Below are 13,650 nucleotides of genomic sequence, written 5' to 3' on the forward strand. Positions count from 1 at the left end.
CGGCCGGCACCTGCCAAGGGCCAATGTATACCAAACCGGCAGAGAATCCATGGTTTCCGGGGACAATTCCATCGATCAATCGACAATTCCCGGGCCCACAGCAAAAGCACTTGAATTTTTCCACCGACGGAGTAGCGTTCTGCCAGCCCAGAATCCGGCCCAGGAAAAAATCCAGTGCCCCCCCAGGTGACCGGGCGAGATCTACCACTGCTGCACAGCCCGTGCCAGCTCCAGATTTTGGGCTGGCGCACACTCCCCAAGGATGTACATACGATGTCAAAGCATGGCCACAGCAAGATCGCCCCGGGCGGGATGGGCGGGGCGTTTTTTCACAATTTTCTTGGCGAAGCCCCGAACTGGTACAAAGTCACCATCACCCTCTTCCTGCTCGCAAACCCACTCCTGCTGCACCTGGCGGGTCCGTTTGTCACCGGCTGGATCCTGATTGGGGAGTTTATTTTCACCCTGGCAATGGCCCTGAAATGCTATCCGCTGCAGCCGGGGGGCCTGCTGGCAATCGAGGCGATCCTGCTGGGAATGACCAGCACAGAGGCCGTCTTCCACGAGGTCAGCGACAATATCGAAGTCATCCTGCTGCTGATCTTCATGGTGGCAGGCATCTACTTCATGAAGGATCTGCTGCTGACGCTGTTTACCCGCCTGTTGCTCCGGGTGCGCTCCAAGACCCTGCTGTCCCTGCTGTTCTGCGGCCTGGCCGCCGTGCTGTCCGCATTTCTAGATGCACTTACTGTCACCGCGGTACTGATTGCAGTGGCGGTGGGCTTTTACTCCGTCTACCACCGTGTGGCCAGCAACCAGCCGCACCACCATGTCGATCACGACCACTCCAGCGATGATCATGTGGTGGAATATCACCGCGAGGACCTGGACGAGTTCAGGGCTTTTTTGCGCAGCCTCGTCATGCACGGCGCCGTAGGCACGGCACTGGGTGGCGTTATGACCCTGGTCGGGGAACCACAAAACCTGCTGATCGCTGAAAAAGCGGGCTGGGATTTCGCCGAGTTCTTCCACATGATGGCCCCGGTGACGGTGCCGACTTTTTTTGCCGGTCTCGCCACCTGCGCCCTGCTGGAGAAAGTCCGCCGCTTCGGTTACGGGGCACAACTGCCGGCTGCAGTGCGCGAAGTGCTGGAAAACTTCGCCGCGGAGGAAGCGCGCAAGCGCCATGCCGGCCACCGGGCCGAGTTGTGGATCCAGGGTACAGTTGCGATCCTGCTGGTGTTGTCGCTGGCTTTCCACGTAGCTGAAGTCGGGCTCGTCGGACTCATGGTGATCGTCCTGCTGACCGCCTTCAATGGAGTCGTGCAGGAGGCCCGACTGGGACATGCGTTCGAGGAAGCCTTGCCGTTTACGGCGCTGCTGGTGGTGTTCTTCGCCATTGTCGCAGTCATCCACCAACAGCACCTGTTTACCCCGGTAACACACTTCGTTCTCGGGCTCGACCTGCAGCAGCAACCGGCGATGCTGTTTGTCGCCAACGGGCTGCTGTCGATGATCAGTGACAATGTGTTTGTGGCGACTGTCTACATCAATGAAGTGAAGGATGCGCTCAACGCAGGCGAAATCAGTCGTGAGCATTTCGAGAAACTGGCGATCGCCATCAACACGGGAACCAACCTGCCTAGCGTAGCGACCCCCAACGGCCAGGCGGCTTTCCTGTTCCTGCTGACATCGGTGCTGGCACCGCTGATCCGACTTTCCTATGGACGCATGGTGCTGATGGCACTGCCCTACACGCTGGTGCTGAGCGGTGTCGCCCTCTTCTGCGTGGTCAACGTCATTAGCTGAACGGGACCAACTCCGTGGCCCTGACTGCACAGGGCTTGCGGGGCACAGCCGGTACTCACCAGAAGTGCTTGCCCGCAGATTTCTCCAGCAGTTCCAACATTTCCCGGTGGGCCTCAAGCTCGGCGGCACTGGCCTGCTGAACCGGCAAGGGGGCGCGATCCGCAGAGAGGCGATAGATCGCGCCCGGGGATGCCTCCCCCTGCTGTCCCTCCCCGCGCTCTTCCGAGCGGCTGTCGCCGCCCTGGGCAAGGGCCAGGTCAGTCTGCCCACCGGTCATCATCAGGTAGACGTCGGCGAGGATCTCCGCATCCAGCAGGGCGCCGTGGAGGTCTCGCTGGGAGTTATCGACGAAATAGCGCTTGCATAGTGCGTCGAGGTTGTTTTTCTGGCCCGGGTGCTTTTCCCGTGCCAGCGCGAGCGTATCCAGAACACTGCAGTGCGCCGCAACGCTTTTCCAGCGCGGGCTGCCGAGCAACTTGAGCTCCCAGTCGATAAACCCCACGTCGAACGGCGCATTGTGAATGACGAGCTCGGCACCCTCACAGAAAGCCATGAATTCATCGGCAATCTGCGCAAAGACGGGCTTGTCCTGCAGGAATTCATTGGTGATGCCGTGCACTTCGATCGCGCCGTCATCCACCTCCCGCTGCGGGTTGATGTACTGGTGATAGTGCCGGCCGGTGAGTTTGCGGTTCACCAGCTCAACGCAACCGATCTCAATGATGCGGTGGCCGGTCTTCGGGTCAAGACCGGTAGTTTCCGTATCAAGAACAACCTGTCTCATAGTCAATTCTCCAGTTCATCGATGCCGCGATTGGCCAGCTCATCCGCGCGCTCGTTGCCCGGGTCACCCGCATGCCCCTTGACCCAGTGCCAGTGAACGTCGTGGTGGCCGATGGTTTCATCCAGCAGGCGCCAGAGGTCCGCATTTTTCACCGGCTTCTTGGCTGCAGTTTTCCAGCCATTGCGCTTCCAGTTATTGATCCAACCGGTTATGCCTTGGCGAAGGTACTGGGAATCGGTATGCAGGTCGACACGGCAGCGCTGGTTCAGCGCTTCGAGCGCCCGGATTGCCGCCAACAACTCCATACGGTTGTTGGTGGTATGGGCCTCGCCCCCGAACAACTCTTTCTCGCTCTCACCGTGGATAAGGAGTGCACCCCAGCCACCCGGGCCGGGATTACCCCGGCAGGCGCCGTCGGTATAGATTGTTACTTGCTTCAATGGACTGGTTATTTTCGTTACTTGAATCAGTACTTGACGCTCAACAGACCGCGCCGGGGATCAGGGCTTGTCATCATGCCGCCGCCGGGCCGCCACGCGGGGACTTGAGGGAACGGCGCCGAGGGCCGGCTTGCGGTTGCTGCGCCAGTCAATCTTGATGGTGCGCATACGCGCCACTTCTTTGCGCGCGACTATGATGTAAAAGCCACCCCAAGGCAAGCGCCAGCGGGCTCCGCGTCGCTCCATCCACAGGGTCTTGGCGAGTAACTCCCGGTGCTGTAACGGCAGGCGGAAAAAACCGCGCTCAACGGTATTGGCCTGCAGGTCGAGCAGGTTCATCCAGTCTTCCACCCGGGCCGCCCGCAACTGATTACCACGCTGGTGCGGTGCCCTGTCGAACAGCAATCGCGACAAACCGAGCATGGAAAAGGGATTGAAGCCGATCAACACGAGGTGCCCACCGGGAATCAGCACCCGGGAGGCCTCGCGCAAAACCTGATGGGGCTGGCCGGCGAAATCCAGCAGGTGATGCAGCACGGCCACATCGATGGACTCTGAGGGCAACGGCAACTGCCCGAAATCCACCTGAGCCGCCCCCTCCTGGAAAGCGCAGGGACTCAAGCGGAAACAGTGGTTGATCCGGCTGCAGGCAGCAAAATCCACCTTGTCCGTCATACCCGCCTGCAGCAGGTGATAGCCGAACAGGCGCTCGATCAACGGCTGCGCCAGCGCCATTTCCTGACTCAGGATTTCCTCACCCAGACCGGTAGAGAACCAGGGGGCCAGGTCCTTGCACGACTGCTCGAGACTCGGCTGCTCCCGCTTTTGTTCTGACTTTCTGGTCATTGGGGCTCCCATTGTGCTGGTGCCATCGATTTTACACCGGTCTTGCGCAACCACCGGCCCTTTCGCAGTTTTACCACGATGGGCAGCGACACTCTACGTGCGGGTCAGCATACGGCAGAGTAAAGAGCCGCCGTATTTTCACCGCGCTTCGGCCCCTTGTGCTTCAATGCCATGTGGTATGGTTCCACCATCTAGGGTAGCGGGTGATAAAAATGCTCACAATCTCGCCAATACCGGCTTTCAGCGACAACTATATCTGGCATCTGGAGCACGACGGTGAGCACTGGGTAGTCGATCCCGGAGATGCATCGCCGGTCATGGCAGCACTGGGCCAGAACCCTCTGAGCGGCATACTGATCACCCACCACCACCTGGATCACACCGGCGGTATCGACGCGCTTGTAGAGCGCTACCATTGTCCGGTCTATGGGCCTGCCTCAGTTGAGGGCGTGACCGAGCCCCTCGAGGACGGCGACGAATTCCATCTGCTGGGGGCAACTGTCCGCGTCATCGCCGTGCCCGGCCATACCCTGGACCACCTGGCACTGCTGCTGACGGAGCCCGGCAGCCGGGACTCCCCGCACCTGTTCTGCGGCGACACACTGTTTGCAGGCGGGTGTGGACGCCTGTTTGAGGGCACACCGACGCAGATGTACCACTCCCTGCGCCGTCTGTCGGACCTGCCGCCAGAGACACAAGTTTATTGCGCCCACGAGTACACCAGCGCCAATTTACGCTTTGCCAAGGCAGCAGAACCCGGCAATGCGGTGCTGCAGAATCGGCTCAGCCAGGTGGACAACCTGCGTGCCGAGGGCAAGCCGACTCTGCCGTCGACGATCGGCGAGGAGCTGGCAACCAATCCCTTTCTGCGCTGTCATATTCCCGCGGTGGCCAGGCGGGCCGCCAGTCACGGGGCAGAAGACAATTCCGATGAGGTGGAGGTTTTCGCCAGTTTGCGAAAGTGGAAGGATAATTTTTGAACAAAAGAGAGAGAATGGACTGTCCGCAACAGATGTTGATTTGAGCAACAATCTGACCAATAAATAGCCATTTGCCGTTGACCAGTCCCGGTACCTCTCTTTAGAATCAGTCAATTACAGATAAAAGCTCAGGTTTGACTCCAAGAATTACAAACCTGGCGCCAACGCAGCAGTAGAAACCCAAGCTATAAGCATCGCGGGCACCAGCATGGTTCATAAAAGATTTGCCGTTGCAGTACTGGCAGCGGCCGTGGGGGCTTGCGCGCAAGTGGAAAAACAGCCCATTGCGCAGCAGGACGAGTTGTACCACGACAGAAAGGTTGTAGCCTCTCCCAGTATGGAGAAAGCCACTTCGGCCAAGCCGGAGGCGGCACTGCCTCCCGTTGACATCTGGGATCGGCTCCGCCGTGGCTTCCACCTGGAGCGCCGGCTGGACAACCCCAAAGTCCGGGATTACGTGGCCTATTTCTCGAAGAATGAAGGCTATATGTCCCGGGTGACTGAGCGTTCCCGGCGCTATATCTTCCACGTAGCGGACAAGCTCGAGCAGGCAAACCTGCCGATGGAGCTGGCGCTGCTGCCGATCGTCGAGAGCGCCTACGACCCCTTCGCCTACTCCCACGCCCGCGCCTCGGGCATGTGGCAGTTCATCCCCGCCACCGGCCGCGCCTTCGGCCTGCACCAGAACTGGTGGTATGACGGCCGCCGGGACGTGGATGCCTCCACCGACGCGGCGATCGCCTATTTTCAGTACCTGTCCGAGCGCTTCGATGGCGACTGGGAGCTTGTCCTCGCGGCCTACAACGCCGGAGAGGGCACCGTGCGGCGCGCGAGGCAGCGGAATGAGCGCCGCGGCCTCGGTACCACTTTCTGGGACCTGAAACTGCCAAGGGAGACACAGCGCTACGTCCCACAGCTGCTGGCACTGGCAGAGGTCGTGTCCAGACCGGACTACTACCGGGTGCCCCTGCACGACGTGGCCAACGAACCCTATTACACCAAGGTGAATGTGGGTAGCCAGATCGATCTTGCACAGGCAGCCGATCTGGCGGGTATCGAAGTCGAAGAGCTCTACCTGCTCAATCCCGGCTTCAATCGCTGGGCCACCGACCCGAATGGCAATCATGAACTCCTGATTCCGACAGCCAGCGAAAGAGTCTTCCACGCTGCACTGAGCGAACTGCCCGTCGACCAGCGCGTCAGCTGGCAACGCTATAAGATCTCCCGCGGTGACACGCTCTCCACCATCGCGCGTCGCTATGAAACCACCGTCGCAGCCATTCGCGAAGCCAACAAGCTGCGTGGCAACACGATCCGCGCCGGCCAGACACTCCTGATCCCCAGCGCTTCCGGACCTGCCGGGCAATACGCCTACGCACTGGATGAGCGCGTCCGCCGGCAGCAGTCGTCCGGTCAGGGCAGCAAAACCACCTATACCGTACGGCCGGGAGATACGCTCTGGGGCATTGCCCGTTCCATGGATGTCGGCGTGCGGGATCTCGCCAAATGGAACAGCATGGCTCCCGGCGACACCCTCCGGCCTGGCCGGAAACTGGTCGCCTACAACGGTGGCGACAGTAACAGCCGCACGACCCGCAAGCTCTCGTACCGGGTGCGCAATGGCGATTCCCTGTACCGCATTGCCCGCAAGTTCAGCATCGAGATCAACGATATCCTGCGCTGGAACAAGATCAGCAAATCCACCTATCTACAGCCGGGTCAGCGCCTGACCCTGTTCGTGGACACCGCGGCAAGCGGTTGAAGCCGATACAGCTGACAGCAGACATGAAAAAGCCCGCTTATGCGGGCTTAGTGTGCTGATAAACCCCACCATTTGCTTAAAGCTGGCTCAGGGGCGACAGAGCGCTAGGACCCACATTTCGAAAACGCACAAGTACGTCCGTGTAGCTCCGTCGGGTACGTCCTGTACCCGACGGTTTCGAAATGTGAGCCCTATCACTCTGCCTTAAATTCCCGCAGGGGGACTTTGTCAGCAGGCTCAGCCCGCTTTAAGCGGGCTTTTTCATGTCTGGACGTCCGCCGCCTGTCGGCATGGTACAGTCAAGGCCCGCCTTTTCGGGACGGGCCTCTCTCACCATCAGCGGTTGATTTCCACATCCGCTTCAGTTTTCAGGTACTGCTGCACTGCCGCCAGCTCAGAGGTCCCGGTCATGGAGGCGAGCTGCTGCATCAGCGCTTCCCGCTGTTCCTTGCTCTGGCGGGACAGCTCGCCCGGACGGACTTCGCGGAGCTGAAGCACAACCCGATCTCCACTGTCTGTGGCGAATGCGCTCAGCAGGCTGTCACCCGACTGCGGTGCCGGCAGATGGAAGGCCTGCTCCACGATCTCGCCGCGCTGGCCCATGCCGCCGCGGCGGGTACCATCACTCGTCTCCAGGGTCAGGTCCTTCTGCTCTGCCAGGGCGGCAAACTGGGCGCCCCCTTCCAGCTGCTTTTTCAATGCCTCGGCATCCTGAGCCAGTTGCTCGCTCGCCTTCTCACGCTTCAGGCGCTCGGCAATCTGCTCCCTTACCTCATCCAGCGGATAGGTACCCTCGGGCTTGTGCTCCAGTACCCTCAGGACCAGAGAGTGCTCATTGCTCAGGTTGAGTACGTCAGACGTATTGCCATCCAGCATGACTTCCGGCGCAAAGGCCGCATCAATCACCTGGCTATTGCCGGCAATGCCGACTCCACCCTGACGACCAAAGAGTCCGGTCGTCTGTACCTTCACACCGAGCTCTTGCGCCGGGCCGGCGAGACTGTCGGCGTTGTATGCCAGGTCAGCCAACCGGGACAGCGCGCCGACAAACTCGCGTTCAGCTTCCGCATTCTGCAGCTGCTTGCGAATCGCATCCGCGCGCTCTTCAAAGGTCGGCGGCTCGGAACCAGCCACTTCCACCAGCTTGATCAGGTGCGTACCACTTTCGGTCTGCACCGGCGCAGACACCTGCCCCACCTCGAGTGCAGCCAGTGCGTCTTCAAACGCCTCGGGGAATACATCCCCGGAGGTAAAGCCGAGATCACCCCCCTGATCGCGTGAACCGAAGTCGTCGGAATAGCTCTTGGCCAGTTCAGCGAAATCCTCGCCCGCGGCGAGCTTACCCTGAATCTCTTCGATAACTTCCGGGGTCGGCTCTTCGAGCAGGATATGGGCAGCGCGACGGCGCTCACTGGCCTCGAAACCCTTTACTTCCTGTTCATACTGGGCGCGCACATCCTGGTCCGAAACTTCGATATTCGCAGCAAACATTTCCGGCTTCAGCTCGATGTACTCGATGGCCACCTGCTCCGGCCGCGCAAAGGCATTCTGATTGGCATCGTAGTACTGTTGGATTTCCTCGTCGGAAACCTGTACCTCAGAAAGCAGCGGCTCAACCGGAATTACCACGTAATCGAAATCCCGCTCCTCCATGGAGATTGCCACGATTTCTTCGGCATTGGCTCGGGTGGTGAAGGCGCTGTCGGTCACGGCATCGGCGTACTGCTGCAGGACCAGGTCACGTTCCATGATCTGGCGGAAACCCGCCATAGTGAAACGGTTCTGTGCCAGCCACATGTTCAACGTCTGCTTATCGTACTGGCCATTCACCTGGAATCCGGGAATCTGGACGATTTCACGATCGACAGCGGCAGTGCTCATCGCCATACCGCCCTCTTCTGCAGCCTGGCGCATCACCGCGCTATTGACCAGCTGCTGCAACACCGGCTCACGCAGCTGCTCATCGCTCAGAAGGTCTGCCGGTACGTTTTCCCCATATTGATTCATGATCATGGCACGGCGATTCTGGATAGCGCGCTGCAAGTCCAGGTTGGTAATTTTCTCACCGTTAACTTCAGCCACCGCATCCGCGGAGCCCCCGCTGGCACCGGTGAAAAAATCGATACCGCCAATCACCATAATGAAACCGAAAAAGGCAGCAACGATAATCGCCGCCGTGCCCTTGAGGTTGTCTCGCATGGACTGAAGCATGCTCAGCTCCGAAATTTAACTCTGATCACAAACAAAAAAGGCGCATCCAGTCGATACGCCTCCTTGAAGCTTTAACTGCTTGGGGTTAAGGCTTCTTAATTTACCGCGTCTTTCAGGGCTTTGCCGGCCTTGAAATTCGGAATCTTGGCGGCGGCGATTTCGATCGGGTCGCCGGTGCGCGGGTTGCGGCCGGTGCGGGCAGCGCGCTCTTTTACAGCGAAGGTACCGAAACCTACCAGTGCAACCTGGTCGCCTTTTTTCAGGGCCTCAGTGATGCTATCTACCATTGCGTCCAGTGCGCGGCCAGCAGCTGCTTTCGGAATATCTGCAGATTCGGCAATCGCTTCAATCAGTTCGGACTTATTCACGCTTAATCCCTCTGTTCTTTTCTAGGTATGTTTTGGCGCCCGCCTTGGACGCCTTTGCGTTCGAGCCTTGAGTCACCGGCAATTTTGGCGCCGGCCAATAAGCCACGTGTTATACCAACTGCCTGATAGCGGGTCAAGGAACGACGGGGCTTTCAGGGCAGTTGGACGTTTTTACAGCAACCTTGCGGCGAGCTCAGATTATTTTTTGATCTTTACAGTAAAAGGGCCACCCTGCGGGTGGCCCTGACTGGTCAATGGGTATGCACGGACCGCTGCGACCGCTCCTCGGCCTGCTTCTGCAGCGCGGAGTACTCTTCATCTGACAGCGACTGTGGCTTGTGTTCGAGCGCGTACTCGAGCACCTGATCGATCCACTTGACCGGCTTGATCACGAGATCCTGCTGGATGTTTTCCGGAATATCCCTCAGGTCCCGCTCGTTGTCGGCGGGAATCAGCACCGTCTTGATGCCACCGCGGTGGGCTGCCAGCAATTTCTCCTTGAGCCCCCCGATCCGCAGCACCTCGCCCCGCAGCGTGATCTCACCGGTCATGGCCACATCGGCCCGTACCGGGATATTGGTCAACACGGAAGCCAGCGCGGTGCACATGGCGATACCCGCGGAGGGACCATCCTTCGGGGTAGCTCCTTCCGGCACGTGAATATGGATATCCCGGGTCTCGTTGAAGTCCGGCGCAATCCCCAGCACCTGGGAGCGGGCACGGACCACGGTCAACGCGGCCTGAATGGACTCCTGCATCACATCGCCCAGAGAACCAGTCTTGATGACCCGGCCCTTGCCGGGCACCGCTGACGACTCGATGGTGAGCAGCTCGCCACCCACTTCGGTCCAGGCAAGGCCGGTAACCTGACCGATCTTGTTGTCCTCTTCAGCGCGCCCGAAATCGTACTTGCGAACACCCAGCAGGTCCTCGAGCTGGTTGGGCTCAACAACGGCCTTGCGGCTGCTGGCGTCGCGCACATGCTCGGTAACCACTTTGCGGCAGATCTTGGCGATTTCACGGTCCAGGCCGCGGACACCCGCTTCGCGGGTATAGAAGCGCACGATGTCGCGAACGGTATCGTCCTTGAGCACCAGCTCATTGTCCTTGAGGCCATTGGCCTTGCGCTGCTTGGGTACCAGGTAGCGCTGGGCAATGTTCAGTTTTTCATCCTCGGTGTAACCCGGAATGCGGATGACCTCCATCCGGTCCAGGAGCGGCCCCGGAATGTTCATGGAGTTCGAAGTGCATACGAACATCACATCAGACAGGTCGTAATCCACTTCCAGGTAGTGGTCGTTGAAGCTTTTGTTCTGCTCCGGGTCGAGCACTTCCAGCAGTGCCGATGCCGGATCCCCGCGATGGTCCATGCCCATCTTGTCCACCTCATCGAGAAGGAACAGTGGGTTCTTGACGCCGACCTTGGAAATCTTCTGTATCAGCTTGCCCGGCAATGAGCCGATATAAGTCCGGCGATGGCCGCGAATTTCAGCCTCGTCGCGCACACCGCCAAGCGCCATGCGTACATACTTGCGGTTGGTGGCACGGGCAATCGATTGGCCGAGGGATGTCTTACCCACCCCGGGCGGGCCAACCAGACACAGGATCGGCCCTTTAACTTTCTTCACCCGTTTCTGCACGGCGAGATACTCGAGGATCCGCTCTTTCACTTCCTCGAGGCCGTAGTGATCTTTCTCGAGAATCTCTTCGGCTTTCTTCAGGTCGTGACGAACGCGACTCGCTTTCTTCCACGGCACACTGAGCATCCAGTCGATATAACTGCGCAGCACAGAAGCTTCCGCAGACATCGGCGACATCATTTTCAGCTTGGCCAGTTCCGCGCGGGTTTTCTTCTCTGCTTCCGCACTCATGCCGGATTCGGCAATCTTCTTCTCGAGCTCCTCAACCTCGTTGGGCTCTTCGGTAATATCACCCAGCTCCTTCTGAATGGCCTTCATCTGCTCATTCAGGTAGTACTCACGCTGGCTCTTCTCCATCTGTTTCTTGACCCGCCCGCGGATGCGCTTTTCCACCTGGATCAGGTCAATCTCGGAATCCATCAGACCCAGTAACTGCTCCAGGCGTTCCTTGACGCTCACGGTTTCGAGCAGCTCCTGCTTCTGCGGCAGTTCGAGAGACATATGTGCGGCGATGGTGTCTGCCAGCCGGCCCGGCTCATCGATGCCCGACAGGGAGGTGATCACCTCATTCGGTACTTTTTTGCTGACGGACACATACTGCTCGAATTGCGACATGGCCGAGCGGACCAGCGCCTCGGACTCCGCCTCCGGCAGCTCCTCGCTCTCCATCTCTTCCACGGTGGCGCGGTAATGCCCCTCTCCCTCGATCACATCGAGCACCTTCACCCGGCGGCTGCCTTCCACCAGAACTTTCACGGTACCGTCCGGGAGCTTGAGGAGCTGCAATACGCTGGCGACCGTCCCTACCCGGTAGATGTCGTCCTTGCCCGGGTCATCCTCGGAGGCCTGGCGCTGCGCGACCAGCAATACCTGCTTATCGTCGCGCATGGCTTCCTCGAGGGCGTCGATGGACTTTTCCCTGCCCACAAACAGCGGAATCACCATATGCGGATAAACGACCACATCTCGCAGCGGCAGCAGCGGATACTCTTGTTTGGTGTCGGATTGCTGATCCATAGAACTCCTCTCGGCCCGATCACTGGGGTACTGTGGCGCGGTATTCTGGGCAATGGCTAATGTGATTTCCCCGCTCCGGCCACCACTTCTGTAAGGCAGAGATGGGGGGTAGTCACTGGAATACAAGTCTAATCTAAGCGCAATTGGCTGCCGACAAAGAAATTATCCCACCCTCCCGGAGTCACTCCGGATAGCCGGCACCTGGAGAAGGTACTGCCGGGGCATGGGAGCGGATTGCATCCGGACACAAAAAAAGCCCCGGATGGGGCTTTTTTGTACAGCACTTGCTGGCAGAGTTACCACCGGGGTCCACACCCGGCTATCCGGTTCACTCCTCCGGCGCCGCCTTCTGCTGCGGGGACTCGTTACTGGCGTAGACCAGCAACGGCGCCGACTCGCCCTTGATGACCGCTTCGTCGATCACCACCTTGGCCACATTATCCATGGACGGAATGTCGTACATGGTTTCCAGCAGCACGGACTCCATGATCGAGCGCAGGCCACGGGCACCGGTCTTGCGCTCCATTGCCTTGGCCGCAACCGCGTCCAGCGCGTCGGGACGGAAGTCCAGCTCCACACCCTCCATGTCGAAGAGCTTTGCATACTGCTTGGTGAGAGCATTCTTTGGCTCGGTCAGGATCTGCACCAGCGCCTCGCGATCCAGCTCTTCCAGCGTCGCCGTGACCGGCAGACGGCCGACAAACTCCGGGATCAGCCCGTAACGCACCAGGTCTTCGGGTTCCAGGTCGCGCAGGATCTCGCCAAAGTTGCTGTTACCGTCCTTGGACTTCACCTCAGCACTGAAGCCGATACCACCCTTTTCAGAGCGGTCCCGGATCACCTTGTCGAGGCCGGCAAAGGCGCCGCCACAGATGAACAGGATATTGGACGTATCCACCTGCAGGAACTCCTGCTGCGGATGCTTGCGCCCACCCTGGGGCGGAACCGAGGCAACAGTGCCTTCGATCAGTTTCAGCAGCGCCTGCTGTACACCCTCGCCGGACACGTCACGGGTGATGGAGGGGTTGTCAGACTTGCGGGAAATCTTGTCGATTTCATCGATATAGACGATGCCCTGCTGCGCCTTGTCGACGTCGTAGTCACACTTCTGCAGCAGTTTCTGAATGATGTTTTCCACGTCCTCGCCGACGTAACCGGCCTCGGTCAGGGTCGTCGCATCGGCAATGGTGAACGGCACATTGAGCAGGCGCGCCAGCGTCTCGGCCAGAAGTGTCTTACCGCTACCGGTCGGACCCACCAGCAGGATGTTGGACTTGCTCAGCTCAACGTCGTCCTTGCCCTTGGCACCGGTCTTGGTGCGCAGGCGCTTGTAGTGGTTGTATACCGCCACCGCCAGTACACGCTTGGCGCGCTCCTGGCCGATCACGTACTGGTCAAGGATCTCGGTAATTTCCTTCGGCGTGGGCAGGCGGCCCTCCTGACCATCGGAAGATTCCTGAACCTCTTCGCGGATGATATCGGTACAAAGCTCGACGCACTCGTCACAGATAAACACGGACGGGCCGGCAATCAGCTTGCGTACTTCCTGCTGGCTCTTGCCGCAAAAGGAACAGTACAGCAGCTTGCCGTTGTCTTCTCCGCTGTTCTGGTCGGTCATCAATCTACTCCGTGGTCTCTGGCCCGCCGTCAGCCGGCTGCCCATTAGTCTTCTCTAGCAAGATGCTGCCTTTTGGCGGCTTTTTCAAGCCCTTTGTAACAGCCGTGGGCGCAAGGCCTGTCAGCAAAAACAGAAGCCGAGGAAATTCATCCTCCAACAGGGGCCTGAGCGGTCA

General features: G+C 59.4%; 10 protein-coding genes. 3 read left to right on the plus strand and 7 right to left on the minus strand.

Features of this window, described 5'->3' with window-relative positions; genetic code table 11:
* Window positions 1-273: 273 nt before the first annotated feature.
* On the plus strand, window positions 274-1,809 hold the full coding sequence (gene nhaB, locus LVD12_RS13460) for a sodium/proton antiporter NhaB (RefSeq protein ID WP_237068253.1): 1,536 nt from the start codon (window positions 274-276) through the stop codon (window positions 1,807-1,809).
* A 55-nt stretch (window positions 1,810-1,864) separates the two neighbouring features.
* Here the strand turns inward: nhaB and dnaQ are convergent, their stop codons facing one another.
* From dnaQ to LVD12_RS13475, 3 genes are read right to left on the minus strand one after another with little or no spacing between them, the layout of a single operon-like run.
* Entirely contained in the window at window positions 1,865-2,593 is a 729-nt protein-coding gene (gene dnaQ, locus LVD12_RS13465; protein WP_237068254.1) for a DNA polymerase III subunit epsilon, read from the minus strand.
* A 2-nt stretch (window positions 2,594-2,595) separates the two neighbouring features.
* Complete coding sequence (rnhA, locus tag LVD12_RS13470) at window positions 2,596-3,033, minus strand: ribonuclease HI (RefSeq protein WP_237068255.1); 438 nt, start codon at window positions 3,031-3,033, stop codon at window positions 2,596-2,598.
* 60 nt (window positions 3,034-3,093) lie between these two features.
* Window positions 3,094-3,879: a methyltransferase domain-containing protein gene (locus LVD12_RS13475; protein ID WP_237068256.1), complete on the minus strand. Its 786-nt coding sequence runs from the start codon at window positions 3,877-3,879 to the stop codon at window positions 3,094-3,096.
* 212 nt (window positions 3,880-4,091) lie between these two features.
* On the opposite strand from LVD12_RS13475, the gene gloB reads away from it, so the two are divergent.
* Together gloB and LVD12_RS13485 are read left to right on the plus strand one after the other, a co-directional pair.
* Window positions 4,092-4,859, plus strand: a complete 768-nt coding sequence (gloB, locus tag LVD12_RS13480) for a hydroxyacylglutathione hydrolase (RefSeq protein ID WP_237068257.1) — start codon at window positions 4,092-4,094, stop codon at window positions 4,857-4,859.
* Window positions 4,860-5,067: 208 nt separating this feature from the next.
* Window positions 5,068-6,621: a LysM peptidoglycan-binding domain-containing protein gene (locus tag LVD12_RS13485; RefSeq protein WP_237068258.1), complete on the plus strand. Its 1,554-nt coding sequence runs from the start codon at window positions 5,068-5,070 to the stop codon at window positions 6,619-6,621.
* A 336-nt stretch (window positions 6,622-6,957) separates the two neighbouring features.
* On the opposite strand, the gene LVD12_RS13490 is transcribed toward LVD12_RS13485, so the two are convergent.
* The 4 genes from LVD12_RS13490 to clpX form a co-directional block, all read right to left on the minus strand.
* The gene (locus LVD12_RS13490; RefSeq protein ID WP_237068259.1) at window positions 6,958-8,832 is read right to left on the minus strand and encodes a SurA N-terminal domain-containing protein; all 1,875 of its coding nucleotides are present in this window, start codon (window positions 8,830-8,832) and stop codon (window positions 6,958-6,960) included.
* Between the two features lie 95 nt (window positions 8,833-8,927).
* Window positions 8,928-9,200 (minus strand): non-specific DNA-binding protein Hbs, encoded by a 273-nt coding sequence (hbs, locus tag LVD12_RS13495; RefSeq protein WP_237068260.1) that lies wholly within the window; start codon window positions 9,198-9,200, stop codon window positions 8,928-8,930.
* A gap of 251 nt (window positions 9,201-9,451) precedes the next feature.
* On the minus strand, window positions 9,452-11,857 hold the full coding sequence (gene lon / locus LVD12_RS13500) for an endopeptidase La (protein WP_237068261.1): 2,406 nt from the start codon (window positions 11,855-11,857) through the stop codon (window positions 9,452-9,454).
* A gap of 328 nt (window positions 11,858-12,185) precedes the next feature.
* A complete protein-coding gene (clpX, locus tag LVD12_RS13505) occupies window positions 12,186-13,475 on the minus strand; it encodes an ATP-dependent Clp protease ATP-binding subunit ClpX (RefSeq protein WP_237068262.1) in 1,290 nt (429 codons plus the stop codon).
* Window positions 13,476-13,650: the final 175 nt, after the last annotated feature.

Origin of the sequence: Microbulbifer guangxiensis, from assembly GCF_021729075.1 — a bacterium.
In the GTDB taxonomy this organism is placed as follows: domain Bacteria; phylum Pseudomonadota; class Gammaproteobacteria; order Pseudomonadales; family Cellvibrionaceae; genus Microbulbifer; species Microbulbifer guangxiensis.